This window comes from Streptomyces sp. NPDC059850 (assembly GCF_042731515.1).
GTDB lineage: Bacteria > Actinomycetota > Actinomycetes > Streptomycetales > Streptomycetaceae > Streptomyces.
In genome coordinates this window covers 24649-49797 of the sequence record NZ_JBHWJI010000022.1, presented here as the reverse complement: position 1 = coordinate 49797, position 25149 = coordinate 24649, and the positions used below count along the sequence as shown (strand labels likewise).

Annotated in this window: 22 protein-coding genes; 6 read left to right on the top strand and 16 right to left on the bottom strand. The window is 72.9% G+C overall.

What is annotated here, in order from left to right:
* The first annotated feature begins 27 nt into the window (after window positions 1-27).
* Window positions 28-609, top strand: coding sequence for a Uma2 family endonuclease (locus ACFV9T_RS20055; protein ID WP_385442255.1), 582 nt, complete (start codon window positions 28-30; stop codon window positions 607-609).
* On the opposite strand, the gene ACFV9T_RS20050 is transcribed toward ACFV9T_RS20055, so the two are convergent.
* The 5 genes from ACFV9T_RS20050 to ACFV9T_RS20030 all read right to left on the bottom strand — a co-directional run bounded on the left by ACFV9T_RS20050 (window position 556) and on the right by ACFV9T_RS20030 (window position 5581).
* Window positions 556-1650, bottom strand: a complete 1095-nt coding sequence (locus ACFV9T_RS20050) for a LacI family DNA-binding transcriptional regulator (protein ID WP_385442081.1) — start codon at window positions 1648-1650, stop codon at window positions 556-558. The two genes, ACFV9T_RS20055 and ACFV9T_RS20050, sit on opposite strands and share 54 nt — an antisense overlap.
* A 118-nt stretch (window positions 1651-1768) precedes the next feature.
* The gene (locus tag ACFV9T_RS20045) at window positions 1769-3532 is read right to left on the bottom strand and encodes a glycoside hydrolase family 35 protein (RefSeq protein ID WP_385442079.1); all 1764 of its coding nucleotides are present in this window, start codon (window positions 3530-3532) and stop codon (window positions 1769-1771) included.
* Window positions 3507-4748 carry an MFS transporter gene (locus tag ACFV9T_RS20040; protein ID WP_385442253.1) on the bottom strand — a complete coding sequence of 414 codons (1242 nt, stop codon included), beginning with the start codon at window positions 4746-4748 and terminating at the stop codon, window positions 3507-3509. Before ACFV9T_RS20040 ends, ACFV9T_RS20045 begins: the two co-directional genes overlap by 26 nt.
* 126 nt (window positions 4749-4874) lie before the next feature.
* Entirely contained in the window at window positions 4875-5210 is a 336-nt protein-coding gene (locus ACFV9T_RS20035) for a helix-turn-helix domain-containing protein (protein ID WP_385442076.1), read from the bottom strand.
* Window positions 5210-5581 carry a type II toxin-antitoxin system RelE/ParE family toxin gene (locus ACFV9T_RS20030; protein WP_385442073.1) on the bottom strand — a complete coding sequence of 124 codons (372 nt, stop codon included), beginning with the start codon at window positions 5579-5581 and terminating at the stop codon, window positions 5210-5212. The genes ACFV9T_RS20035 and ACFV9T_RS20030 overlap by 1 nt, the downstream gene beginning before the upstream one ends.
* 86 nt (window positions 5582-5667) lie before the next feature.
* On the opposite strand from ACFV9T_RS20030, the gene ACFV9T_RS20025 reads away from it, so the two are divergent.
* Window positions 5668-6828, top strand: a complete 1161-nt coding sequence (locus ACFV9T_RS20025) for a methyltransferase domain-containing protein (protein WP_385442072.1) — start codon at window positions 5668-5670, stop codon at window positions 6826-6828.
* A 13-nt stretch (window positions 6829-6841) separates the two neighbouring features.
* On the opposite strand, the gene ACFV9T_RS20020 is transcribed toward ACFV9T_RS20025, so the two are convergent.
* Window positions 6842-7783, bottom strand: a complete 942-nt coding sequence (locus ACFV9T_RS20020) for a GNAT family N-acetyltransferase (RefSeq protein ID WP_385442070.1) — start codon at window positions 7781-7783, stop codon at window positions 6842-6844.
* 111 nt (window positions 7784-7894) lie between these two features.
* On the opposite strand from ACFV9T_RS20020, the gene ACFV9T_RS20015 reads away from it, so the two are divergent.
* Both ACFV9T_RS20015 and ddaH read left to right on the top strand, forming a co-directional pair.
* Complete coding sequence (locus ACFV9T_RS20015; protein WP_385442068.1) at window positions 7895-8278, top strand: GntR family transcriptional regulator; 384 nt, start codon at window positions 7895-7897, stop codon at window positions 8276-8278.
* The gene (ddaH, locus tag ACFV9T_RS20010) at window positions 8275-9051 is read left to right on the top strand and encodes a dimethylargininase (protein ID WP_385442066.1); all 777 of its coding nucleotides are present in this window, start codon (window positions 8275-8277) and stop codon (window positions 9049-9051) included. The genes ACFV9T_RS20015 and ddaH overlap by 4 nt, the downstream gene beginning before the upstream one ends.
* Before the next feature lie 10 nt (window positions 9052-9061).
* On the opposite strand, the gene ACFV9T_RS20005 is transcribed toward ddaH, so the two are convergent.
* The gene (locus ACFV9T_RS20005) at window positions 9062-10213 is read right to left on the bottom strand and encodes a DUF5925 domain-containing protein (protein ID WP_385442063.1); all 1152 of its coding nucleotides are present in this window, start codon (window positions 10211-10213) and stop codon (window positions 9062-9064) included.
* A gap of 159 nt (window positions 10214-10372) precedes the next feature.
* Between ACFV9T_RS20005 and ACFV9T_RS20000 the strand changes: the two genes are divergently transcribed.
* Window positions 10373-11770: a xylan 1,4-beta-xylosidase gene (locus ACFV9T_RS20000; protein ID WP_385442061.1), complete on the top strand. Its 1398-nt coding sequence runs from the start codon at window positions 10373-10375 to the stop codon at window positions 11768-11770.
* Between the two features lie 18 nt (window positions 11771-11788).
* On the opposite strand, the gene ACFV9T_RS19995 is transcribed toward ACFV9T_RS20000, so the two are convergent.
* The 7 genes from ACFV9T_RS19995 to ACFV9T_RS19965 all read right to left on the bottom strand — a co-directional run bounded on the left by ACFV9T_RS19995 (window position 11789) and on the right by ACFV9T_RS19965 (window position 20386).
* Window positions 11789-15502: a polysaccharide biosynthesis C-terminal domain-containing protein gene (locus ACFV9T_RS19995; protein ID WP_385442058.1), complete on the bottom strand. Its 3714-nt coding sequence runs from the start codon at window positions 15500-15502 to the stop codon at window positions 11789-11791.
* Between the two features lie 4 nt (window positions 15503-15506).
* Window positions 15507-16307, bottom strand: coding sequence for a polysaccharide deacetylase family protein (locus ACFV9T_RS19990; RefSeq protein ID WP_385442056.1), 801 nt, complete (start codon window positions 16305-16307; stop codon window positions 15507-15509).
* Window positions 16304-16459: a hypothetical protein gene (locus ACFV9T_RS19985; RefSeq protein ID WP_385442055.1), complete on the bottom strand. Its 156-nt coding sequence runs from the start codon at window positions 16457-16459 to the stop codon at window positions 16304-16306. The genes ACFV9T_RS19990 and ACFV9T_RS19985 overlap by 4 nt, the downstream gene beginning before the upstream one ends.
* Window positions 16456-17664 carry a glycosyltransferase family 2 protein gene (locus ACFV9T_RS19980; RefSeq protein ID WP_385442052.1) on the bottom strand — a complete coding sequence of 403 codons (1209 nt, stop codon included), beginning with the start codon at window positions 17662-17664 and terminating at the stop codon, window positions 16456-16458. The genes ACFV9T_RS19985 and ACFV9T_RS19980 overlap by 4 nt, the downstream gene beginning before the upstream one ends.
* A complete protein-coding gene (locus ACFV9T_RS19975; RefSeq protein WP_385442049.1) occupies window positions 17661-18473 on the bottom strand; it encodes a glycosyltransferase family 2 protein in 813 nt (270 codons plus the stop codon). Before ACFV9T_RS19975 ends, ACFV9T_RS19980 begins: the two co-directional genes overlap by 4 nt.
* Window positions 18474-18856: 383 nt before the next feature.
* Entirely contained in the window at window positions 18857-19969 is a 1113-nt protein-coding gene (locus tag ACFV9T_RS19970) for a GNAT family N-acetyltransferase (protein ID WP_385442046.1), read from the bottom strand.
* A 3-nt stretch (window positions 19970-19972) separates the two neighbouring features.
* Window positions 19973-20386, bottom strand: a complete 414-nt coding sequence (locus ACFV9T_RS19965; protein WP_385442045.1) for a hypothetical protein — start codon at window positions 20384-20386, stop codon at window positions 19973-19975.
* Between the two features lie 370 nt (window positions 20387-20756).
* Between ACFV9T_RS19965 and ACFV9T_RS19960 the strand changes: the two genes are divergently transcribed.
* Window positions 20757-21563, top strand: coding sequence for an SGNH/GDSL hydrolase family protein (locus tag ACFV9T_RS19960; RefSeq protein ID WP_385442042.1), 807 nt, complete (start codon window positions 20757-20759; stop codon window positions 21561-21563).
* Here ACFV9T_RS19960 and ACFV9T_RS19955 read toward each other — a convergent pair.
* Both ACFV9T_RS19955 and ACFV9T_RS19950 read right to left on the bottom strand, forming a co-directional pair.
* A complete protein-coding gene (locus ACFV9T_RS19955; RefSeq protein WP_385442040.1) occupies window positions 21547-23169 on the bottom strand; it encodes a protein kinase in 1623 nt (540 codons plus the stop codon). The two genes, ACFV9T_RS19960 and ACFV9T_RS19955, sit on opposite strands and share 17 nt — an antisense overlap.
* A 44-nt stretch (window positions 23170-23213) precedes the next feature.
* Window positions 23214-24695 carry a nickel transporter gene (locus tag ACFV9T_RS19950; RefSeq protein ID WP_385442252.1) on the bottom strand — a complete coding sequence of 494 codons (1482 nt, stop codon included), beginning with the start codon at window positions 24693-24695 and terminating at the stop codon, window positions 23214-23216.
* Between the last annotated feature and the right edge of the window lie 454 nt (window positions 24696-25149).

The following is a 25149-nucleotide window of genomic DNA, read 5'->3' as shown; positions in this document are numbered from 1 at the left end:
GCCGCACCCCCGAAGGAGGCCATGGGCATGACCGCGACCCACGATCGTCCGCAGATGCTGCCGGAGGAGTTCGAGGAGTATGCGCGGTTGGCGGCCCGTGTGGCGGAAGGGGTGCGGTGGGAGTTCATCAACGGGAGGATCGGGGTTACGCCGGTGCCGGATGGCGATCACGGCCGGATCATCCAGTGGCTGGCACGGATCTGCATCCAGACGAGCCCTGATCTCTGGCTCCACGATCAGGGCCTCAAGGTGGAGACCTACCGCAACGGCCATGCCCGTCCCGATGGGACCCTCGCCCACAGCGACGCGTTCGTCGGTCAGGGCGAGTGGGCTGACGCCGAGCCCGCCCTCATGGTCGCCGAGGTCACGTCCTATGACTCCGACACCGACCGACGGGACCGCGTCGAGAAGCCTCGGGCTTATGCGGAGACGGGCATCCCCGTATATCTGCTGATCGACCGGGAGGCCGGTGAGATCACCGTCTTCAGCGAGCCCGACGGAGTCCGGTACGAGAGCACGAAGACCGTGCCGTTCGGCAAACCGATCACGTTGCCCTCACCGGTCGGGATCACGCTCGACACCGAGCCGCTCAAGGGCTGGGTGCGCTGAGGGCGAGGCCGTGCTGTGGCGGATGACCAGTTCGGTGGGGATGGTCACGCGGACGCCGGGCTCCGGGAAGCGGTCGAGCTGGTCGAGGGTCAGGGTCAGGCAGCGGCGGCCGATCTCGGCGAAGTCGGTGCGGACCGTGGTGAGCGGCGGGAGCAGATGGGCGGCTTCGGGGATGTCGTCGTAGCCCACCACGCTGACGTCCTCGGGGACCCGGCGGCCCGCCTCGTGGAGGGCGCGCAGCACGCCGACGGCCATCTGGTCGTTGGAGACGAACAGCGCGGTGAGGCCGGGCTGCCGGGCGACGCGGCGGCCCAGGTCGTAGCCGGAGTCCGCGCTCCAGTCGCCCAGCAGCGGTTCGTGGACCTCGGCGCCCGCGTCCGCGAGGGCGGCGCGCCAGCCGTCGACGCGGGCCTCGGCGGCGATCCAGCCGGTGGGGCCCGCGATGTGGCGGACGGTGCGGTGGCCGAGGCCGAGGAGGTGCGCGGTGGCCTGGCGGGCGCCGGAGGCGGAGTCGCCCGCGACGACGGGGATGTGCGCGCCGAAGCTCTTGTCCAGGGTGACCATGGGGACGCGGTGGTCGATCTCCACCAGGGCCTGGCCGACCGAGCGCTGGGGCGCGATGGCGATGATGCCGTCCGCGCCCTGGCCGAGCAGCCGGTCCACCGCGCCGGTGACGGCGGTCTGGTCGGCGGCGGTGAGGGCGATCGTACTGACGAGGTAACCGGCCTCCTGGGCAGCCTCGTTGATCCCGGCGAGGGTGGCGGCCGGGCCGAACCGGGCCGCGTCGAAGGAGATCACGCCGAGGGTGCGGCTGCGGCCGCTGGCCAGGGTGCGGGCGCTGGCCGTGGGGCGGTATCCCAGCTCGCGCATGGCGGCGCGGACGCGTTCGCGGGTCTCGGCGCGGACCCGGGGGTGGTCGTTGAGGACGCGGGAGACGGTCTGGTCGGAGACGCCCGCGAGCCGGGCGACGTCCGCCATCACCACACCGCCGCCGGTGGTGGGGCGGCGTCGGCGGGTGGGGGTGCGGGATGGCTCCGCCATGCGGTCTCGGTTCCTTTCGGCGTGCGGCCCGGGGTGCGCCCCGGGGATGCGCTCCGGCGCGTGCCCCGGGGTGCGGCTCGTCGTGCGGTCCGCGCCCCGGGGCTCCGGGCCTTGGGGGTCAGTCCTGCGCGGTCCAGCCCAGGTCCGGTTCGCCGACCAGGCGGGCCACCCGGGTCGTCGCCGACTGTAGCTCCAGCAGGGTCAGCTCGTTCTCGCCCGCCTTCAGCACCGGCGACGGCACGTACAGCCGCCGCTGCGGGCCGCGCGACCAGTAGCGGCCCAGGTTGAAGCCGTTGACCCAGGCCAGGCCCTTGGTCCAGCCCGGCAGGTCGAGATACGCGTCGGCGGGCGTCTCCACCGTGAACGTGCCGCGGTGGAAGCCCGGGCCCGCGACGGGGGTGTCCGTGGTGCGGAAGGGGAGTTCGGGCAGCCGGTCCAGGGGGAGGCGGTGGCAGGTCCAGTTCTCCAGCGGCTCACCGTCGAGGGTGACGGGGCCGGTGATGCCCTTGGGGTCGCCGATGCGGGCGCCGTAGTTGGCGCGGCCCATGTTCTCGACCAGGACGTCCAGCCGGGCGCCGTATTCGGGGCTGCGCACATGGATGCTGTCCTCGTGGCGCTCGCGCTCGATGACACCGGCCGGGGCGCCGTTCACGAACACCTGCGCCCGGTCGCCGACCCCGCCCGTGAAGTGCAGCACGTGGTCACCGATGACGGGCAGTTCGGTGCCGTAGAGGACGAACCCGTACGACTGGCCGAGCGCCTCCATGGTGGGCGGGTCGGTGAAGTGCTCGGCCGGGGCCAGGAACTCGGCGCTGACCAGGGCGTTCGCCGAGGCGGTCAGCCGGACCTCGGTGGGCGGCAGCTTGGGCGACGGCTCCGGAAGGGGCTCGTCCGGTACGGCCGCGTGGCGGGCGATGACCTCGCGGAACGCCGCGTACTTGGGGCCCGGGTCGCCGCACTCGGTCAGCACCGCGTCGTAGTCGTAGGAGGTGACGGCGGGGGCGTAGGCGTGATCGTGGTTCGCGCCGCTGGTGAAGGCGAAGTTGGTGCCGCCGTGGAACATGTAGATGTTCACCGACGCCCCCGCCGACAGCAGCGCGTCCAGATCGGCGGCCGCGTCGTCCGCCGCCCGCGTGTGGTGCGGCTCGCCCCAGTGGTCGAACCAGCCGATCCAGAACTCCGCGCACATCAGCGGCCCGCTCTCCTGATGCGCGCGCAGCACCTCCAGCGCGTCGCCGACCCGGCCGCCGAAGGTGCCGGTGGCGAGCACCCCGGGCAGGCTCCCGGCGGCGAGCTTCGCCCGGTCGGCCTGGTCGCAGGTGAACAGCAGCTCCTCGACGCCGCGCTTGCGCAGGGCGTCGGCCAGATGGGCGAGGTAGGCGGTGTCGTCGCCGTACGCGCCGTACTCGTTCTCCACCTGCACCGCGATGACCGGACCGCCGGACTCCGCCATGTACGGGGCGAGCGGCGGCAGCAGCAGATCGAGGTACGCGTCCACGGCGGCGGTGAACCGCGGATCGCTGCTGCGCTGCCGGATCCGCCGGTCCGCGGTCAGCCAGGAGGGCAGCCCGCCGCCCTCCCACTCGGCGCAGATGTACGGGCCGGGGCGCAGCAGGACGTACAGCCCCTCGGCCCGGGCCAGTTCCAGGAAACGGGGGAGGTCGAGCAGGCCGTCGAGGTCGAGCGGGCCGTCCGGGGCGGGCTGGTGCAGATTCCAGGGGACGTACGTCTCGACCGTGTTGAGCCCCAGCAGCCGGGCCTTGCGCAGCCGGTCGGCCCACTGGTCGGGGTGGGTGCGGAAGTAGTGGATGCCGCCGGAGAGGATCCGGAAGGGCTTGCCGTGGAGCAGGAAGCCGTCATGGCTGAGCGTCAGGGCGGGCATGGGCCGATGTCCTTTCGACCGCACGGGCGGGAGCGGGTGCGGTGGGGGAGGTGTTCGTAGGGGATACGGACGAGGACGTAGCGCGGATCAGCCAGATGGTGGTGATCAGGCAGACGGCCGAAACACCGCCCAGGATCAGCGGTACGGAGCGGATGCCCGCCCACTCGATCGCCTTGCCGAGCACGGGCCCCGCGGCCACCCCGCCGATCATCGAGGCGGCGATCACCAGCGCCCCGGCCCGGCGGGCCCGTGGCGCGGCCTGGCCCAGCCAGGGCAGACCGGTCGGGAAGATGGGCGCGATGAACAGGCCGACGCCCGCGTACGCGTACGGGGCCACGGCCGGGATCGCGGCGAGCAGCAGGCAGACGGTCATGCCCGCACAGCTGACCGCGATGATCGCCGGGGCGGACCAGCGCAGCGCGAGCGGAACGGCCAGGAAGCGGCCGACGGTCATCATCAGCCAGTACACGGAGGTCGCGGAGGCGGCGGCGGTCGCGCCGTACCCGACGGTCTCCAGATGCGTGGGCTCCCAGCCCCCGACCCCGGCCTCGACGCCGACGTGGAGGACGTAGAGCAGCACGAACGCGCCGAGGACGGTGGCCAGGCTGCGGTTACGGGCCCCCTCGCGGCCCTGCTCGGCGCTCTTCCGCGGCTCGGCGCCGCCGCGCGCCGGGGCCTCGTTCCGCACCCCGGTCAGACACAGCACCAGCGGCAGCGTGAGCACGGCGAACCCCAGGAACACCACGGGGTAGTGCTCCGCCCCGACCAGGCCGATGAGGGCCGGGCCGAGGATCGCGCCGATGCCGAAATGGGCGTTGAGGACGTTGAGCATGGCGGCGCCGCGCCGCCCGAAGCCGACCGCGAACAGCTGGTTGAGCCCGTAGTCGATACCGCCGAAGCCGAGCCCCGCGATCAGCGCCATGACGAGGGCGAGCGGCCAGTTCGGGGCGAGCGCGAACCCGGCCGCGCCGCCCGCCATGAGCAGATACGAGCCGCCGAGCACCGTGCGGTTGCCGACCCGGCCGAAGAGCCGGTCGAAGCCGAGGACGCCCGCGACACCGCCGACGAAGTGCGCGCTCAGGCCCAGCCCGGCGGCCGAGGGCGACAGCCCGTGCGCGTCGCGGAAGGCGGGGATCGCCGGGCCGTACAGGGCCTGCAGCGCGCCGATGAGGATGAAGCCGACGCAGGACGCGACCACCGCGGCGCGGCTGAACAGCGGTGTTCCGGGGTCGGCTTGAACGGGAGGTTGGCCTACGTGCTCGTCCACGTTGTCCACCAGGCGAGTGTTACCGCTAACATTTCCGCCGTCAAGACACCGCCGGGCCGACGCGTCGCCGCTCCGCTACGCCGCTTCGTGGGCTGTGAGCGTCACCTGTGCGTCGTCCTCGTCGATGGCGATGTTCAGGGAGGCGTTCAGGCCCTTGGCCAGCTTTGCGAGCAGAGGCAGAGTGGGAACGGTGTCGGACCCCTCGATCCGGGAAATCTTGGCCTGGGACAGTCCGGTACGGGTGGCCAGCTCGCTCTGGGAAAGCCCGAGTTCCAGGCGACGGTCGTAGACGACCTTGGCCAGCGCCATGGACAGCCGGTGCTCTTGGCGCTCCTGTTCGACCTCGGGGGTCTCCCGGTGCCCCTCGGTCAGCTCGCGTTCACGCGCCAACCTCCAGCGACTGTGCCCCATCACTCGTCTCCTTCCATGCGGATGAACTCTGAATGCGCTGGGCCATGCTCGGCTTCGCACTCCTTCTTCGCCAGCACCGCCCTACTGATCTGGGCTTCCTCATGGGCCCTGGTCTTGCGGAACACGGTCAGCAGGACGACGCGGCGGTCGTCCGTGATCCAGTAGGTCACCCGCGTCTGTACGCCGTCGAGGCTGGGACGTAGCTCACTCACTCCATCGCGCAGCGGGCGGGCGTAAGGCATCGGGGTGTGTGGCCCCAGCTCGGCCAGTAACTCGGCGTAGGCCTCCACCTTGCGGTAGAGCTTGCCGGGTAGGAGTTCGAGCCAGGTCCTGATCTCGGGCTCGACCTCGATGGCGTACAGGGCGTCCATGTCGTGCACGATATATGTCGCCAACGACATTACCAAGTGGAGTCGGGCCCGGGGAGTTGTCAGTGGCGGATGCGACGATTCGCGGCATGTGCGCTGAGGGAGCAACCGCCCATCACGAATCCGCCGGTCACGGAACCGCCTCCGTCCGGGATGCCGACTACTGGGACGCCGCCGCGGCCGGGTTCGACGACGAGCCCGACCACGGTCTGCGCGATCCGGCCGTGCGGGAGGCATGGGCCGGTCGGCTGCGGGACTGGCTGCCCGGGCGGCCCTGCGATGTGCTCGACCTCGGCTGCGGCACGGGCAGCCTGGCCCGCCTCGCCGCCGAGCAGGGCCACCGGGTGACGGGCGTCGACCGCTCACCGCGCATGGCCGGGCACGCCCGCGCCAAGCTCGCCGGTACGGACGCCACCGTGCTCGTCGGGGACGCGGCGGCGCCGCCGGTGGAGGAGGGGGCCTTCGGCGTCGTCCTGGCACGCCATCTGCTGTGGCTGCTGCCCGACCAGGAGGCGGTGCTGCGGCGCTGGGCGCGGCTGCTGCGCCCGGGCGGGACGCTGGTGCTGATCGAGGGCCGGTGGGGCGAGTCGGACCCGGTCGGGCTGGCGGCGGGCGACCTGCTGCGCATGGTCGAGCCGCTGGCGTCCCGTACGTATGTCGAACAGCTGGCGGCGGACGCGGCGCTCTGGGGGCGTCCGGTGCGCGACGAGCGCTACGTACTGCGCGCGACCGTCGCCCCGCCCCGCCGCCATGCCGAGATCGTCGACGTCCATCTGCTGCTGCGCCGCGGCGGCGAGATCCTGCTCGCCCGCCGCGCGGGCACGGGCTACGCGGACGGCCTGCTGCACGCCCCGTCCGGCCACGTGGAGGACGGCGAGGACGTCCGGACCGCGATGCTCCGCGAGACAGCGGAGGAGATCGGCATCCGGCTCACCCCGGACGAGGTGCGGGTGGCGCTCGTCATGCAGCACAAGTCGCCCACCGGCTCGGCCCGTACGGGCTGGTTCTTCGAGGCGCGGCTGCCGGACGGCGCCCCGCAGCCGGTGAACCGCGAACCGGACAAGTGCTCGGAGATCGGCTGGTTCGCCCTGGACGCCCTGCCGGACGACATGGTGGCGTACTGCAGGGCGGGCGTGGAGGCGTACCGCGCCGGGGAGCGCTTCGCCACGCACTGGCACGAGCCGGGGGACGACATCGCGTTCACCCCGGACGGCCCGGACCGGCTGGTGGCGCTGGAGGCGTCGGGGTGACGGCTGACCCGCGTCAGTGGCGCAGCTCGCGCACGTAGCGCCACTCCACGGAGGCCAAGCCGTAGCCCAGCCCCGCGTTGATCGCCAGCATCGGGCCGTTCTCGCTGTCGTTGCCCGTGAACGCCTCGGCGCACCCCGCCGCGCGCGCCCGGTGCAGCGAATCGGTCTTGGCCAGCTTGGCCAGGCCCCGGCCCCGGTAGGCGCGCAGCGTGCCGGTCATGCCCGACCAGTAGCGCCCCCGGCCGTCCGTATGGGCGAGGCTGAACGCCGCGACGCGGCCGTCCACGACGGCCAGCGAGGTCAGTTCGTGGTCCAGCGAGGGATGGTCCCAGGTCCGGGCCAGCCACTCGGCGTAGGGCATGCCGCCCTCCACCACATCGCCCGGCTCGTCCGCCATCACGGCGACGTCCGTCTCGTACAGCGGGCGCGGGTCACCGGCGAGGTCCGCCGCGGTCCGCAGCGCCACGCCGTCCGGCAGGGCGTCCGCGTCCAGCGGCGGCAGGGCCGCGGTCGCGAGGTCCAGCCGCAGGATGCGGCACGACCGGCTGCGCCGGTAGCCGCGGCGCTCGGCGAACGCGACGACGGCGGGCTCGTCCATGGTCCACGCGAACACCTTGGCGGCGCCCAGCCCCGCCGCGTACTCCTCCGCCGCGGTCACCAGCGCCGAACCGGCGCCCCGGCCCCGCGCGTCGGCGCGTACCGAGGTGTTGGCGCAGGCCACGCCAGGACCGTCGCCGTCCTCGCCCGGGAAGAGGCCCACTTCGCACGCGCCCACCACCCGGCCGTCCGCCTCCGCGACCAGCAGCCGGTAGCGGCGGGCCTCCGGCGCGCTCGCCACCTCCCAGGCCACGGTCCGGTCCGTGGTGACCAGATGCGGGTAGGCGGAGCGACGCGCCTCCACGACGGCGGCCGCGTCGGCGGCCCGGAAATCGCGCACGGTCACGGTCATGGTCATGGGCGCGCAGACTACGGCTTGGTGCGCCCGGCCGCCTCCGGATTTCCGGCCGCGTCCCCAGCGGCACACAATGGGTGCGACAAACCGCGCCCGTACCCCCTGGAGCCCCACGTGGCCTTGCAGATCACCGTCGACCCCGATGTGGCGACCGCGCCCTTCGAACAGATCCGCGCGCAGATCGCCGAACAGGCGCGCTCCGGGCAGGTGCCCGTGGGGTACAAGCTGCCCACCGTGCGCGGCTTCGCCGAGGAGCTGGGGCTGGCGGCGAACACCGTCGCCAAGGCGTACCGGGCGCTGGAGGCGGACGGGGTGATCGAGACCCGTGGCCGCCACGGCACGTTCGTCGCGGCGGCCGGGGACGCGGCCGGGCGGCAGGCCGCCGAGGCGGCGCAGACGTACGCCCAGCGGGCGCGGCGGCTCGGGCTGGACCGCGCGGCGGCGCTCGCCGCCGTCGAGGACGCACTGCGGGCTGTGTATGACGGGGAGGCGCTGTGACCAGCCGTATCGCCCTGGTACGACGGCCGAGCCCACGGCTGGCCGACGGGCTCGTCACCCACATCGACCGCAAGCCGGTCGACGCCGCGCTCGCGCTGCGGCAGTGGGAGACGTACGTCGCCGCCCTGCGGACGCACGGCTGGGAGACGGTGGAGGCGGATCCGGTCGACGCGTGCCCGGACGGGGTCTTCGTCGAGGACACGATGGTCGTCTACCGGAACGTCGCGCTGATCGCGCGCCCCGGCGCCGCGTCCCGCCGCCCCGAGACCGAGGCCGCCGAGGCGGCCGTGACGGCGCTCGGCTGTTCGGTCAACCGGGTGCGGGAGCCGGGGACGCTGGAGGGCGGCGATGTGCTCAAGATCGGCGACACGGTGTACGTGGGCCGCGGCGGCCGGACGAACGGCGAGGGCGTGCGCCAGGTGCGCGCCGCCTTCGAGCCGCTGGGCGCGCGGGTGGTGGCGGTGCCGGTCAGCAAGGTGCTGCACCTCAAGTCGGCGGTCACGGCGCTGCCGGACGGGACCGTGATCGGGTACCCGCCGCTGGTCGACGACCCGGCCGTCTTCCCGCGCTTTCTGCCGGTGCCCGAGGAGTCCGGGGCCCATGTGGTGCTGCTGGGCGGCGGCAGGCTGCTGATGGCGGCGAGCGCGCCGCGCAGCGCGGCGCTCTTCGCCGACCTCGGATATGAGCCGGTGCCGGTGGACATCGGCGAGTTCGAGAAGATGGAGGGCTGCGTCACCTGTCTGTCGGTGCGGCTGCGGGAGCTGTACGGCTAGCGAGGGCGTGTCAGAGGTAGAGCCCCGCGTCCGACTCGCCCGGCTGGATGGGCACCGAGGCGGGGCGGGTGCCGCGGCGCAGGGCGAACAGCTCCGCGAGCGTCGCGCCGTCCCGGCCGATGCCCTCCTCCGTACCGAGCCAGTTGGCCGCCTCCGCGCGGTTCAGCTTGCCGACCTCGATACGGGCGAGACAGCGGCCGGGGCGGACCACCGCCGGGTGCAGCCGCTCCAGGTCCTCGTTGGTGGTCACCCCGACCAGGACGTTGCGCCCCTGGCCCAGCAGACCGTCCGTCAGGTTGAGCAGCCGGGACAGCGCCTGGCCCGCCGTGTGCTTGGCCTCGCCGCGGATCAGCTCGTCGCAGTCCTCCAGGAGCAGCAGCCGCCAGCGGCCCTTGGCCGAGCCGTCGTCCTCGCCGATGGCGATGTCCATCAGATAGCCGACGTCGGTGAACAGCCGCTCCGGGTCCAGGACGCAGTCCACCTGGCACCAGTCGCGCCAGGAACGGGCAAGCGTGCGCAGGGCGGAGGTCTTGCCGGTGCCGGGCGGGCCGTGCAGCAGCAGGAGGCGGCCCGCGATGTCGTCCGGGGTGACCTTCATCAGCCCGTCCATGGCCTCGGCGACCGGCGCGGTGTAGTTGTCGCGGATCTCCTCCCAGGTCCCGGCCGCGATCTGGCGGGTGGTGCGGTGCGGGCCGCGGCGCGGCGAGACGTACCAGAAGCCCATGGACACGTTCTCCGGCTGGGGATCGGGCTCGTCCTCCGCACCGTCGACCGCCTGCCGCAGCACCGTTTCGGCGAGGTCGTCCTCGATCGCGGTCACGGTCACGTCCGCGCCCCGGTTCCACCGGGACACCAGGAGGGTCCAGCCGTCGCCCTCGGCGAGCGTGGCGCTGCGGTCGTCGTCGCGGGCCGCGCGCAGCACGGTCGCGGCGGGCGGCAGCAGCGTGGCGCCCGACTTCACCCGGTCGACGGAGTGGCTGCGGGCATACGGCTGCTCTCCGGTCGCGAACCGGCCGAGAAAGAGTGCGTCGACGACATCCGACGGCGAATCGCTGTCATCGACGTTCAGCCGGATCGGAAGGGACTGTTCGGCGGGTGTAGCGGGCAGGGTCTGCCTCCTGAGAAAGCGGTCCGGTGCGGCGGTCGGCGCACCCGGCCCCATGATCCAGCACGAGGGGCGTCGGCGCACCGGGGTTTACGGCCGTTTACCGAGCTGTTCCGAAGAAGCCCACCGGAATGGGGGCGTTCAGGGATACTCTTACCCTTTGTGTGACGTCAAGGACGGAAACGGGGCGGGGCGCGGGTGGGAACCAGGGTGGGAATGCCGGTGGGATCGCGGGCGGGGTTACCAGGAGCGCGGCGGTGGCGGATCACCACGCTGCTCGCCATCGGCATGGGCACGCTGGCCCTGCTGCTGACCACCTGCACGGTCTGGCCGGGTGACAGCGCGGGGCGGCCGGGGGCATCGGCCTCGGCCCGGGAGCGAGCGGCGTCGGCCGGTCTCGGCTGGGGCTTCACCCACACCCAGTACAGCGCCGACCGTGGCACCGACAGCGCCAGGAAGACCGCCGAGTCGCTGCTGTCCGACCACCCGATGCCGCAGAACCAGCACATCATGGGGTGGGGCGCGGGCAACCCCGAGCCGTCCCCGGGCCGCTACGACTTCGCGGACCTGGACCGGCGCGTCGCCCTGATGCGCGAGACCGGCACCGAGCCCGTCCTCACGCTGTGCTGTGCGCCCGACTGGATGAAGGGCGGCGACCCGGGGGACACCGACTGGTCGCAGGACGCCCTGGAGACCGCGCCGACCCCCGACCACTACAAGGACTTCGCGAAGCTCGCCGGGAAGGTCGCCGACCGCTACCCCGAGGTGCGCCACTTCATCGTCTGGAACGAGTTCAAGGGCTTCTTCGACGAGTCCAAGAACCGCTGGAACTACGAGGGCTACACCAAGCTCTACAACCTCGTCTACGAAGAGCTGAAGAAGCGGAACCCGAAGAACCTGGTCGGCGGGCCGTATGTGGTCGCCGACAGCGACCCGCCCGGCGCGGCGGGCGGCGACGACACGGTGAGCGGCCCGTGGGGCGCCCTCGACCGGCGCTCCGCCGACGCCATCACGTACTGGAACGAGCACAAGGCGGGCGCCGACTTCGTCGTGGTCGACGGTTCCAGCTACACCCGCGAGGGCGACCGGCTGATCCCCGACGCGTTCCGTGCCACCGAGAAGTTCGAGGACGTCACCCGCTGGCTCGACGGGCTCACCAAGCTGCCGGTGTGGTGGGCCGAGTGGTATGTGGAACCGGCCGCCGACACCAGCGGGGAGAGCACCGGCGGCCGCTGGAGCGAGGCGCACCGCGTCGCCGTCCAGGCCACCGCGCTGACCCGGCTGGCCCGTGGCGGCGCCGCCACCGCCTTCTACTGGAACCCGGAGACGACCGGTGCCTCCTGCCCCGGCTGTCTGTGGCGCCCCACCGAACTGGACGACGGCGGCGCCGCGCTGCCCATGATGGAGCTGCTGAGCCGCTTCGGCCGCGAGTTCCCGCCGGGCACCCGCTTCCGCTCGGTGGACATCGCCGCCGACGACCGGCCCAACGTCCGGGTCCTCGCCGACGACGACGCGACGCTGGTGGTCAACACCCTGGGCCGGTCGATCCAGGCGAAGGTCGACGGCCGGTCGTTCGACCTGGACGCGTACGAGGTGCGCTGGCTCAAGCGGTGACGGGCGCCTCACGGTGTCTCACACCATCGTCAGGAACCGCTGCGCCAGCGACGCCAGCACCACCACCAGCAGCGGCAGTGCGAACCAGTACGACGCCTGCAGCAGGCGAAGCCGCCGCACGCTCGGCCGCACCGCCACCCGCACCACCTCGCGCGCCGCGAGCAGCACCATCAGCACCACCGCCGCCAGCGCGCCGGTCACCGACCACGGCGTCCAGGTGATCTGCGGCCCGGCCGGGCCCGGCGTCGGCTCCGGCACCGCACCGCGCGGCGGCCGCTTCAGCTCGTACAGTGACGCGTCCTCGTTCGACAGCACCCGGCGCAGGTCCGGGCGGTGGTCCAGGGAGCGCAGCAGCCGCTCCTGCCAGCGCGCCCCGTAACCGGAGTCCATCTGCAGCGAGATGGACTGGCCGCGGCCCACCATCAGATACGAACGCGGCCCGGCGTCCCGCAGCGCCGTCACCAGCCCGCCCACCAGCACCGGGTCACGCGGCGCGAGCGTGGGTTCGTACGCGACCCGCTCCATGTCCCGCGCGCCCCACGGCATCGCGGGGGTGACGCTGTTGACGGGGTCGTCGCTCATCCACAGCACCCGCGCGGTCGGCTTGTCGTGCGCGTAGAGGTACTCCATGGCCGCGACCTCGCCGGGCCGCACCCGCTCGAACGCCTCGTTGCCCCAGCGGGCGACCAGGAAGCCGGACATCAGCGTCAGCCCCGCCACCAGGGCCGCCAGCGGCGCCAGGCCACGGCGGTCCGGCCGCACCCGTGGGAAGATCGCCAGCGCCCCGAGCACACAGGCACCCGGCAGCGCGAACATGAAGACGCGCAGCGCCATCTCACCGCCGTAGGACTGCATGCCGAAGCCCAGGAACGGTACGAAGGTCAGCACCAGCAGGGCCCGCTCGGTGAACCCCGCCGCACGCCGCCGCAGCACCCCCCAGCAGGCGAACGCCAGCACCCCGCCCGCCAGCGCCACCCGTACGTACAGCACCAGCTTGTGCACACTGCTGCCGCCCTCGATCCGGCCGGAGACGGACGACGACACATTGCCGCCCACCCCGCCGACCCCGCCGAACAGCTCGTCCCAGTGGCCCGACCAGTACGGCTCCGCCAGGAAGCCGATCCAGACGACCACCATCACCCCGCACAGCAGCGGCAGCCCGTACAGATCGGAACGCCGCACCAGGACCAGCGCGGTCACCACCCCGAGCATCACGAACGGCGTCAGCTGATGCGCCGCCACCGACGCCGCGAAGAGCGTGATCAGCAGCCCGAGCAGGGCCGCGCGCTGCCCGCGCGTCGCCTCCGCCACCTCCGCCTCACCGGGCCTGCGCTTAGCCCCCAGCACCCGGGGCTCGCGGAACCACACCAGCAGCACGGCGACGAACACCAGATAGAAGAGGTACGTGAACCCCTGCGGCGAGAAGTAGTCCTGCCCCACCCAGCCGCTCAAGCCGAACAGCCACACCGCCGTCCACTTGGCCCGCCAGCTCGCCCGCAGCGCGCGCATCAGCACCATCAGGGGGGCGAGGTAGAGCAGCTGGATGAGCGTCGGCCACCAGCGCAGCAGCGCGGAGAAGTCCCGTACGCCGCACGCCTCGGCGAGGAACGCGGCCCCGGCGAAGAAGCCCGGCCAGCTCCAGCGCGCGTCGAGGTCGGGCACGGCGTCGCCGGTCCGGCCGATGTAGTCCAGGAACCCCAGGTGCTGCCAGGCGGTCGGGAACCTCGGATGGGTCTCCAGCACGCCGGGCACGGCGTGCAGCGAGACGACGGTGGCCAGCAGGGTGACGGCGAGGAGCGCACGGCGCTGTCGGCCGAGCCCGAGCGCACCGGCGAACACGGCCACGAGCAGCGCGGCCCCCACCAGCGTCGGCACCGGCAGCACCGAGACGAGCCCGAGCCCGCCCATCCGGTCCAGGTCGGCGTCGTCCAGACCGAACAGCGGCAGCCAGTAGAGGACGAGCCCGGCGGCCAGGGCCGCCCAGAGGACGGCCGTCACGGCCTGCGGCCGGGGCGTGCGCGTATCGCGCGGCGGCGGAGCTGCGGTGGTGGTGTCAGGCATGGGCATGGAAGGCACGGGCTTTTCGGTTGGCGGGGGCGTTGGCAGGGGCGTTGTCGGGGGCGCTTCGGGCTGCGGGCCGTACCGCGCGTCGGGGCGGCGCTCCGGGTGGTCGAAGTCCATCCGGACGCCCAGCACCAGCGTGTCCGCGTCCAGCGCCGCGCGCAGCGCCCAGCGGGTGCCGTAGCGGGGGTCGTGGGTGCCACGGGACCGCCTGGCGCGACGGTCGCCGTCCACCGCCAGATCCGCCAGATCGCCATCGGGCGCGGTGCCGCGCTCCCACACCGGGGTCGGGCCGGGCGGCGGCGGAATCCGGGCCGGAGCGGGAGCCGGAGCCGGGGCCGTGGGCTGGGCCTTGACCACCCGGTACAGCTTCACCGACGCGATCGAGGCGATCACCGCAAGGCTGGAGATCTCCGCGATCCCCGCCCCCACCAGCCCCATCCGCGGCAGCAGCAGCAACGTCAGCCCCAGCACCAGCACACACAACAGCCCCTGGAGATACGCCAGCCCCGAGGTGCGGCTCTGCGCCCGCAGCACCGCGAAGTACACCTCGATGACCACCCGCAGCGCCGCGCCCACCGCGAACCAGCGCAGCAGCGGCGCCGCCGCGTCCGCGTAGCCCGCTCCGAACACGCCCAGGATCCTCGGCGCGAAGACGAACAGCCCGAGGCAGACCGGCACCATGATGCGCGCCATCCGGCGCAGCGCCGCCCGGCAGTTCTCGGCGAGCCGGGCCGGGTCGTGCGCGCCCTCGACGGTCAGCGACGCGCCCATGTTGATGGCGAGCAGATTGACCGTGCCGCCGATGGTGGTGGCGATGTAGAAGTACGCGTTGTCGGCCGAGCCGACCTGCGAGGCGACGATGACCGGCACCGCGTACACCACGGCCAGCGAGAACAGCGACCCCGTGTAGTCCCCGGCGAGGAAGCGGCCCATCTCCCGGTACGACGCGGGCCGCGCCCGGTCCTTCGTCGTCTTCGCGTGCCGTGGCACCAGCCGCCGGAAGACCAGCCAGCCCAGCGGCAGCACGGACAGCGCGATGGAGATCACCCACGAGACGAACACCCCGGCGGTCGGGATCGTGGACGCGAGCGCGAAGAGCAGCAGCAGCTTCGCCGCCAGGAACACCGTATTGCCCACCGGCACCCAGAGCGCGCTGCGCAGCCCGGTGAGCACCCCGTCCTGCAAGGTCAGCAGCGACCAGCCGACGACCGCCACGACGAAGCCGACGCCGTGCACCGGGCCCTGCAGAAAGCGGTACGAGGGGCCCCAGAGGTCCAGCGTGAGCAGGAAGACCACGGCGGCGCACGCCACGACCACCGAACTGCCCGCGTAGGTGACGCCCACCAGCCGCCCCGTCGTCCGACCGGCGACCGGGATGAACCGGGCCAGGGCGCCGGTCAGCGTCACCGCGGTGAGCCCCGCGAGGAGCTTCATCGCGGCGATGGCCGCCGAGCCCTGGCCGACCGCGTCGTCCGCGTAGTAGCGGGCCGCGACCAGCCAGAAGCCGAGGCCGAGGACGGCCGAGATGCCCGTGTTGAGCATCAGCGCATAGGCGTTGCGGAACAGCTGGCTGCCGCCGCCGGTCGTCGGCGGCTGCTCGGCGGCCCCGGTGGCCCCGGCGGCCTCTGCGGCCCCTGCGGCCTCGGTCCGGGTGGTCGTGTCGGACACGGGCTCAGCGCACCTTCCCTAAAAGCTGGCGTGATCTGCGGACGAGGGCATAGCCCTTGGTGAGCGCCCGGTCCCGGGCGAAGGCACGGCCCACGGCCCTGCCGTGGACCAGCCGCTCGAACTCCTCGATACGGGTGGTGCGGGCGACGGTCACCCGCCGCAGCGCGTACGGCCCCTGGCGGCGGTCCGCCAGCGCGTTGCCCACCGCGAGCGACACCCCGAACCCGGCCTCCCGCACCACCTGCCGGACCCGGCGGTCGGAGTAGCCGTAGGGGTACGCGAACGACACCGGCGGACGGCCCAGCTCGGCCGCGATGATGTCCCGGCAGCGCACCACCTCGAAGCGGAGCCGCTCGTCCGCGAGCTGATCGAGCTGCGGATGGGTGTGGCTGTGCCCGCCGATCTCCACCCCGGACGCGGCGAGTTCGCGCACCTGCCCCCAGTCGAGCATCAGGTCGAGCGCGCCGTCGGTCTCGTACCGGCCGCGCAGCCACCCCGTCGAGGCGAACAGGGTGGCCGCGAAGCCGCGCCGGTCGAGGACGGGGAGGGCGTGCCGGTGCACGCCCTCGTAGCCGTCGTCGAAGGTGATCAGCACGGGATCCGGCGGCAGTTCCGGGCCCCCGCGCCAGGCCTGGGCGAGCCGTTCGCTGGTCACCGGGGTGAAGCCGGACGCGCCGAGCAGCTCCATCTGCTCGGCGAACGCCTCCGGTGAGACCGACAGCGCGTGCGTCGCCCGCGCGGGGGAGTGGGCCACGGCGTGGTACATCAGTATCGGCACCGGTCGTGTCGTCACGGGGACGGTCATGCGGACCCTCCCCACTCGGCCCAGCCCCGGCCGCCACGGTCCCCGGCCGCGACCGCGCGGCGCACCGTGCTCGCGCCGCGTGCGCCGCGCACCGTGCTGCCGCCGCGCGCCACGGCCCGTCGCCTTCCGGCGGGCCCGCGTCTTCCGCTCATGCCGCCCCCTCCCGCGCCGTCTGGGCGGGCCCGTCGGCCGGTCCGGCCGGGCGGTCCGGCCTGGCGGCCGGAGGGCCCGCTGCGGTGGTCGGAGAGCCCGGCTCGGTGGCCGGAGGACCCGCCGTTGCGGCCGGTGCCGCGCCCGGAGGTCCCGGTACCGCTGCCTGGGCAGCCTCCGCGCCGGACGCCGAGGGGCCCGGCACCGCCGCGATCGTGAAGCGGGCGCCGCCCGCCCGGCGGGCCCGGGCGGTGCCGATCAGATAGCCGCCCGCCGCGGCCGCCAAACCGGCCACGATCGCGCCCGCGCGACCGGCCCCGCCCGCCCGGCCGAGCAGCGCGTCCCGCACCCCCCGGGCGACACCCGCGGGCAGGACCAGGGTGGTGTAGCGGCGCTCGGTCGCCAGCCCGGCCTGGGCCCCCACGCTGCGGGCGACCAGGGCCTTCGACAGCCCCTCGGCATACGCCCGGCTGCGGAAGTAGCCGAACCGCTCCCGCGCGGCGGGCACCTTGTGGTGGATCACCGCGCGGTCGTCGATCAGCAGCACCGCGTCCGGCCGGGCGCGGGTCAGCCGGATGCACAGCTCGGTCTCCTCGCAGCCCAGCGGCCGCTTGTCACCGTCCCGCCCGATACCGCTCGCGAAGCCGCCGACCGCGTCGAACGCCTCCCTGCGGAACGAGGCGTTCCCGCCGAGTACGTTGCGCACCCGGACCCGGCCGGGCGGCAGCCCCCGGTACGTACACCCCACGACCCAGTCGAACTCCTCCGGGAACCAGGCCGGGCGGCGCCGGGACGCCCACACCGGTTCGGTGCGCCCGCCGACCGCCAGCACGCGCGGATCGGCGTACCCGGCGGCGAAGTGGCGCAGCCAGTCCCGCTCGGCGACCGCGTCGTCGTCGAGGAACGCGATCACCTCGCCGGTGGACGCGGCGATGCCGGTGTTACGGCCCGCGGACAGGCCGCGGGGGCCCGCGTTGGCGAGCACCCGCACCTCCTCCTGACCTTCCGCCACATCGGCGGCGCCCTCGTAGTGCTCCCGGAGCCGCCGCAGCAGCGCCGGGTTGTGGTCCACCACGAGCAGCGTCTCCTCGGCGGGCCACGACTGGTCGCGCACCGAGGCCACCGCGGCGAGGATGTCGTCCCAGCGGTCCTCGGTGTAGACGCAGATCACCACCGAGATCGCTGGTTGCGGTCGGGCGAGCGTCAAGACACCTCCCCGCGGACCGCCGGGGGCGCCACGGCCGGGCGGCCGGGCCGCCGGACGCCGCGCTCGCGCAGGATCACCTTGAGTACCCGCAGCCCGTCGCGGACGGCCCGCAGATTGCTGGCGCCGTGGATGCGCTCGTACTCATGGCTGGGGATCTCCTGGACCCGCAGCCCGGCCTTGACCACCCGGATGTTCATCAGCGTCTCCACCTCGAACCCGGCGCAGTCCAGCGCGATCTCGTCCAGGCAGCGGCGCCAGAAGGCGTTGTAGCCGTAGCACAGATCGGTGTAGCGGGCGCCGAACTTGCGGTTGACGATCGCGGTGAGCGCGCGGTTGCCGAGCTTGCGGATCGGCGTCATGTCGTCCGTGCCGCCGCCGTTGGCGAAGCGCGACCCCTTGGCGAAGTCGGCGCCCGACACCAGCGCGGACACATAGCTGACGATCTCGGACCCGTCGGCGGAGCCGTCCGCGTCCACCATGACCACGATTTCCCCGGTGCAGGCGGCGAATCCGGTGATCAGCGCGTTCCCCTTGCCCTTGCCGCGCTGCGGGACCACCTTCACGTCCGGCCACAGTTCACGGGCCACCGGGACCGTGTCATCAGTGGAATTGCCATCCACCAGGACGACTTCATGAATCCAGTCCGGAAGGGTCTTGAAGACGTACGGAAGATTCTCGGCCTCGTTCATCGCCGGAATCACGACGCTCACCGGCGGCGCGATCGCGAGATGCGAGGTGATGGGCCGGTATCGGGATGATCCGGCGGACGGTGCGATGTCGGTCGTGGCCGGTCGCACAAAAGAACTCATGACGATGTTTCCCTCTCGTCCGGTGGACCACCGTCCCCACGGCGGTCCTTTGGTGTATCCGGTTCGAAAGGGGGGTTCTCATCCGCGCATGACGACATGGACTTATCGGCACACCGTGCAGAACAGATGAGCTGGCTGTTACTGGCCTCGCGGCCCGCGCCTCGGCCGTCTCCTCACAACAGGCAGGAAAAACCGGACGCGGCACCCCCCTACCGCGCCCCGCACGGAATCCATCGCGGCGCTCGAGCCCTCCCCTTGAGCCGCGTTGAATGATGGTCCGATGCGGGTTGAGTAACGACGGTATTGCTGCTGCTACATCTCTGGAGCCTCTTGACCCTAGGGCAAGACGGCGGTGGCGACACCTCTTTCAGAAACGTTGCCTGTCATTTCTCTTTCCCATTCTTCCCGGCCGCTCGCACACTCCCCATGCGTTTCAGCAGCCGGTCGGCCGGACCGAAAAGCTCCGGCCGGGAAAGCACCGTGTTCCGCAGCGCCCGCACCGGGGCACGCCGTGCCCGATGCCCCAGCGCCACCGGGTGGCGGCGCATCACCCACCCCTCCGACACGCTGAGATCGCGTGTCTTCAGGGAGTCCTTGTACTGCTTCTCACCGCGCCCGAGATCCAGATAGTCCACACCCTGGGCGGCGGCTCCCTCCGCCATCCGCAGGTGCAGCACCAGACCGGGCGAGTATTTGGCGAAGTCCGTGTCGTACGCGGGAAACCAGCACGTCAGGACGCGCTCCGAGCGCAGCCCGAAATGCGCGGCGACCGGCCGCCCGCCCGCGTACAGCACCGACAGCATTCCCGCGAAGGAATCACCCCGGGTGTGGAACAGCTGCCGCAGCAGCCGGATGATCCACGGATGGGCGAAGCGGTCGCTCCGCCCGGTCCTGCGGTACTGCGCGGACTTCCACCCCATCAGCGTGCGCAGCACGGCCGGGTCGCGCTCGTCATGGACGTACGACACCTCGCCGACTTCCCGGCCCAGCTTGCGCTCCTTGGCCAGCGTCGAGCGGATGAACTTCGGCGAGCGGGAGCGCAGTTGGGCGAGATATGCCTCGTACCCCCGGTCGACGTCGATCACGGGGGAGCCAAACGCGCCCCGCGCCGACACCTCGAACGGCTTCTGGCCCTCCACCAGGTGGTCGAACTCCCAGACCGCCAGCCCGCAGGCCCGCAGCAGCTCCCGCGCGTCCCACTGGAACCCCGGGCGGTGCACCAGCCCCTGCGCGTCCGACAGGCCGAGGCCGATCGCCCGGCCCACCCCGAACCGGGTCCGCTGGAACGGGAAGAAGCCCACCGCCTCGCCGTCCTCGCGCAGCACCGCGATCCGCACTCCGCGCCGGCAGTGGCCGAGCGCGAGCGCGAACTCGGGGGACAGGAAGGGGTTCGCCAGCTGCGGCGCGCCCTGCAGATGCGCCTGGGTCTGCATGGCCGTCCAGATCGCCCGGTCCGCGGCGGTCAGCTCGCCCGGCCGGTACACACGGATGTCCACGGGTCAGCAGCCCCCGCCATCTTTGAGGGCCCGGGGTCGTTTTTCGCCGGAGCGCCGGTCGCGCGTGAGGAGCGTCGGGGTCAGTATCAGCAGGCTCAGCAGCCCCACCGCGGCCACTCCGCCGCGCACCGACCAGACGTGCAGCGCGAGCATCGTCTGCGCCACCAGCAGATCGAGGGCGAGCGCGCCCGCCACCCCCAGCACCGCGCGGGCCGCCGCGTCGAGCCCGCGCAGGGCGCTGCCGAGCGCCGCGGAGGGCGCCGCCAGAAGGAAGAACAGAGTGAACGGCGCGCGCAGCGGCGAGTCGAAGTCCGCCAGCGTGAGCGCGGCGCCGATGGCCGCGATGCCGACGGCCGCCCCCGCGGCCACCGGCAGTAGTTCGGCGCGTGCCGATCTGTTGTCAGTGTTGGTCTGCATTGGCGACTTTGCCCCCCGAAGCGCCGGATGCCGGGCTTCAATGTCGCGCAGGGCGCCAAGGCCCGTCAAGACGGGAAAAGTGTGCGAACAGGTCGTGCGAGAGCGCGTAGTTGAGCGCCTACCAAGGGTTTTGCGCGCTCCACGCGCCAGGCGCGCGCCGGAGGTTGCGTGCAGGATTCACCCTTTTGAGTGATCGAAAGATTTTGGACACCTACACGCATAGATCATGATTTTCGGCGGCATGACATAGCCATGTCATGCCGCCGATATATGCACGGTGGCGTGATTGACGGTTTCGAACGTGATTGCCCCGCTTCGGGGTGATTGCGCCTCACATCGACACAGGAGTGATCCTGCTAGGGAGATTCGAATGAAACTGTCCAGATTCACGGCGACGTTAGGCGCGTTCGTCGTCGGCGCCGTCCTCGCCCTCACCGGGGCCGGTGCCGCCCACGCCACCGGGCAGAGCGCCGGTCCCGCCTATGTGGCGCTCGGTGACTCCTACTCATCCGGGGTCGGCGCGGGCAGCTACGACAGCGCCAGCGGTTCCTGCAAGCGCAGCACCAAGGCGTACCCCGCGCTCTGGGCCGCCGCCCACTCCCCCTCCAGCTTCGCCTTCACCGCCTGCTCGGGCGCCAAGACCGGTGATGTGCTCAGCGGTCAGCTCGGCCCGCTCAACTCCGGCACCGGACTCGTCAGCATCAGCATCGGCGGCAACGACGCCGGTTTCGCCAGCGTGATGACCACCTGCGCGCTGTCCGGCGAGAGCGGCTGTCTCACCGCCGTCGCCAACGCCCGTACGTACGCCGAGAACACCCTGCCCGGCAAGCTCGACCAGGTGTACGACGCCATCAGCGCCAAGGCCCCGTCCGCCCATGTCGTGGTCCTCGGCTACCCGCGCTTCTACAAGCTGAACGGCTCCTGTCTGCTGGGCCTCAGCGAGGCCTCGCGCGCCGCCATCAACAACGCCGCCGACCTCCTCAACTCCGTCACCGCCAAGCGCGCCGCCGACCACGGCTTCGCCTTCGGTGACGTCACCCCGACCTTCACCGGTCATGAGATCTGCTCCGGCAGCGCCTGGCTGAACAGCGTCACCTTCCCCATCGAGGACTCCTACCACCCGACCGCCGCCGGTCAGTCCGGTGGCTACCTCCCGGTGTTCACCTCAGCTGCTTGATCGGTTCCGTTTCCCGAGGCTTCCACGCAGAGGAGGAGGCCCCGTCCGTCGGGGCCTCCTCGCATGTCGTGGTGAAGTCGACGCGCGAGGACGTGGCGGATGTGGCGCCCTTCTGGCCCCTGGTCTCCACGGCGATCCAGTCCTTGTGCGCGCCGCCCGGCTGATAGGACAGCTCGGTGTGGCGCACCGTCCTGGACGTGGTGCCGTCGCCGAAGTCCGCCCACTTCCAGCCGCCGTCCACCACCTTGCCGCTGCCGGTGATCCAGCGGTATTCGACCCTCGCGGGGGCGCGGTTCACGGAGAGCGTCGCGGAGAAGGCCGGTGCCTCGCCGGTCGGGGGCGGGCACGCGCCCCGGTAGTCGGCGCGCTCTGCCTTGATGACGACGGTGACGGTGAGGTCGGGCGCGGCGGTGCTGGTGGTCGTGCTCGCGGGGCGGGAGGCCTCGCTGCCCCCGCTGCCCTTGGTGGCGTCCGTGGCCTCCGTACGGTGCGTGCCCGTGGCGGCCGTATGGCCGCCGCTGCCGCCGCTCTTGTCGTCCTGGCCGTCGTCGTTCAGCAGCGCCCACGTCAGCCCGCTCAGCGCCAGGACGCCCAGCAGCGCCCCGGCCGCGATCGCCGCCACCGCGCGGCGGGGGTGCGGCGGCGGTGGCTGGTCGTCGGCGGGTCCCGGGCCGGGCCCGGGGGATGGGGTGGCCGACGGCTCCGCCGCCACCGGGGGAGGGGGTGTGGCGGTCGTGCCCGATCCCGGCCGTACGTCGCCGGGGGCGCCGCCCGCGGCCACCAGCCGCAGCTGCCGTTCCGCCTCCGCCGCCGTCGTCCGCTGCCGCGGATCCTTGTGGAGCAGCCCCTCCAGTACGGGCCTCAGCGGCCCGGCCCAGCGGGGCGGCGGTAACGGCGCGTCCACCACGGCCCGCAGCGTCGACAGCGGCGTGTCCTGCCGGAACGGCGAGAAGCCCTCGACCGCCGCGTACAGCGTCACGCCCAGCGACCACAGATCCGCCTCCGGGCCCGGCGGCGCGCCGAGCGCCCGTTCCGGGGCGAGGAATTCCGGCGAGCCGACCAGTTCCCCGGTCAGCGTCAGCGCCGTCGCGTCGCCCTCCACCATGGCGATCCCGAAGTCGGAGAGCACCACATGGCCGTCGTTCGCGAGCAGTACGTTGCCGGGCTTGACGTCCCGGTGCAGGACGCCCACCGCGTGCGCGGCCCGCAGCGCCGCCAGCACCTCGGCGCCGACGAACGCGGCGCGCGCGGGCGGCACCGAACCCTCCGCCTCCAGTACGTCCGCGAAGGACAGCCCGCGCACCAGCTCCATGACGATCCACGGGCGGCCGGCCTCCATCGCCACGTCGTACACGGTGACCACGTTGCGGTGCGAGACCCGTGCCGCCGCCCGGCCCTCCCGCTCCAGGCGGGCGAAGAGCCGGTCCACCTCGCGGGCGGCGAGCCCGGACGGAGCCAGCACCTCCTTGATGGCGACTTCGCGGCCCAGCGCCTCGTCGTACGCCCGCCACACCACGCCCATGCCGCCGCGGCCCAGCTCGCCGAGGAGGCGGTAACGCCCCCCGGCCAGCCGCTCACCCCGCTGGCCGAAACCCTCTTCGCTCATGGCCGAGCCCTCCCCCCAACCGAGCAATTCGGGCTGAATTTACCTCAACCGAGCGTTGTTGCCGCCCCCCTGAGCACCAATCCGCAGCCGAGTACGAGGACGACGGCGGCCGTACCGAACGGCGACGCGCGGTGCAGCACCCCCAGGACCTTGTGGCCCCGGCCCGCCCGCTCCCGGCGGGCCATCAGCCGCTCGGCGGCCTCCTGGCCCACGCGTACCGCCGTGAACCCGGCCGCCGTGAGGGTCAGCGCCAGCCCGAGCCCGTACGCGATCACCAGCACGACCCCGAACCAGGCCTGGCCGAGCGCGGCGGCGCCGACGAGCACGACGACAGCGGAGGGGCTGGGGACCATGCCGCCCGCGAAGCCCATCAGGAGGGTGCCGCGGAGGGTGGGGCGCAGCTCGTGGGTGTGGGTGTGGCCGTCTCCGTGGTCGTGGGTGTGGCTGTGCCCATGCCCATGCCCATGCCCATGGTCGTGATTGTGATCGTGCTGATGTTGATGTTGATGTGCCTTCACATGCCGATGCCTGCGTACGGCCTTGCGCAGCAGTCCCGCGCCCGTCAGTGCGACCAGCGCCCCGCTCGCGATGCCCAGCCAGGAGATCACCGAGGGCGCGGCCGCCGAACCCGCCGTGACCAGCAGCCCCAGGGCGAACACCCCCATCGTGTGGGTGACCGTCACCGACGCGCCCAGCGCCAGCACATCGCGCATCGCGCTGCGCCCGCCCGCCGCGGCGGCCGCCGCCATCATCGTCTTCCCGTGGCCCGGGGCGAGCGCGTGCATCGCGCCCAGCAGGACGGCGATGCCGAAGGCGGTCATCGCGAAGCCGAAGGTGATGTCGTGCCGCGCCACCATCGAGGTGAGCGCCTGCGTCCAGCGGTCCGCGCCGCGCGGCAGTACCGACGAGCCGACCGCGTCGTCGCGGTCGGACGCCGCGGTGGCGGCGAGCGCGGGGCCGCCCGGCTCGACCCGGAGGGTGGCCGCGCGCTGGTCGAGCGGCGAGGACAGCTGGCCCTTGGGGTAGCTGACCAGCCGGTGGGAGACCGAGCGGGCGGGGACGGTCGAGTCGGCGAGCGTCATCCGGTCGCCCTGGGCCGTCAGCTCACGCCAGCCGGGACCGGCACCGACGTCGTGGGGGCGATAGGTGATGGCCGCCTCGCGCGCCTGCGCCAGGTCGGCCGTCAGACGGCAGTCCACGCGCAGGGTCGGCAACCCGGCCTGCCCGGGCCGGTTGCGGGCCTCACTGCGCTGGACGCCGACGGTGGTCTTACGGCCGTCCACGGTCAGCCGCGCCTTGTCCGCGGCGGTCGCGCAACGGGTCTCGGCCCAGGCGCTCAGCTCGCTCCGGGAGAGCGAGTCGTCGCCGTTCCGGTCGATCTGGGCCTTCGCCTGCGCCGACGGGATCTCGGCCAGGTCCTCGACGTGGTCGACGCGGACGGCGTCCTGTGCGATGACGATGCCGTCGTAGCGGTTGACGGTGAAGTTGCCGAGGGGGTGGGCCTCAGCGGTCCCGGCGGGCAGCATCACCGCCGCCACGGCCCCCAGCAGCACCCCGGCAGCCACCACCCGCCGCCGCAACCGCCGCCGCGCGGCCACATCCCGAGGATGCCCGGAGGCTTTTGCCGACCGTGGGGTGCGCTGCCGCGTGGCTGTGCCCGGGGTCTCGCAGGCGTCTGCGGGCCGGTGGCCGGGCTTGTTCCCCCACCCCGCCCCTCCCCGAACCCGGGACTCCGCCCCGGCCCCCACCGCGCGCTCCGCCTCGACCCGCGCGGGGAGTTCCGTCCCGGGTGCGGCCGGTTGGTTTGGCGCGGGCTGCGCGGTGCGCTCTGCCCCGGGCTGTGCCGGGTGGTTCGTCTCCGGCTGCGCCGTGGGCTCCGCTGTGCGCTCCGCCTCGACCCGCGCGGGGAGTTCCGTCCCGGGTGCGGCCGGTTGGTTTGGCGCGGGCTGCGCGGTGCGCTCTGCCCCGGGCTGTGCCGGG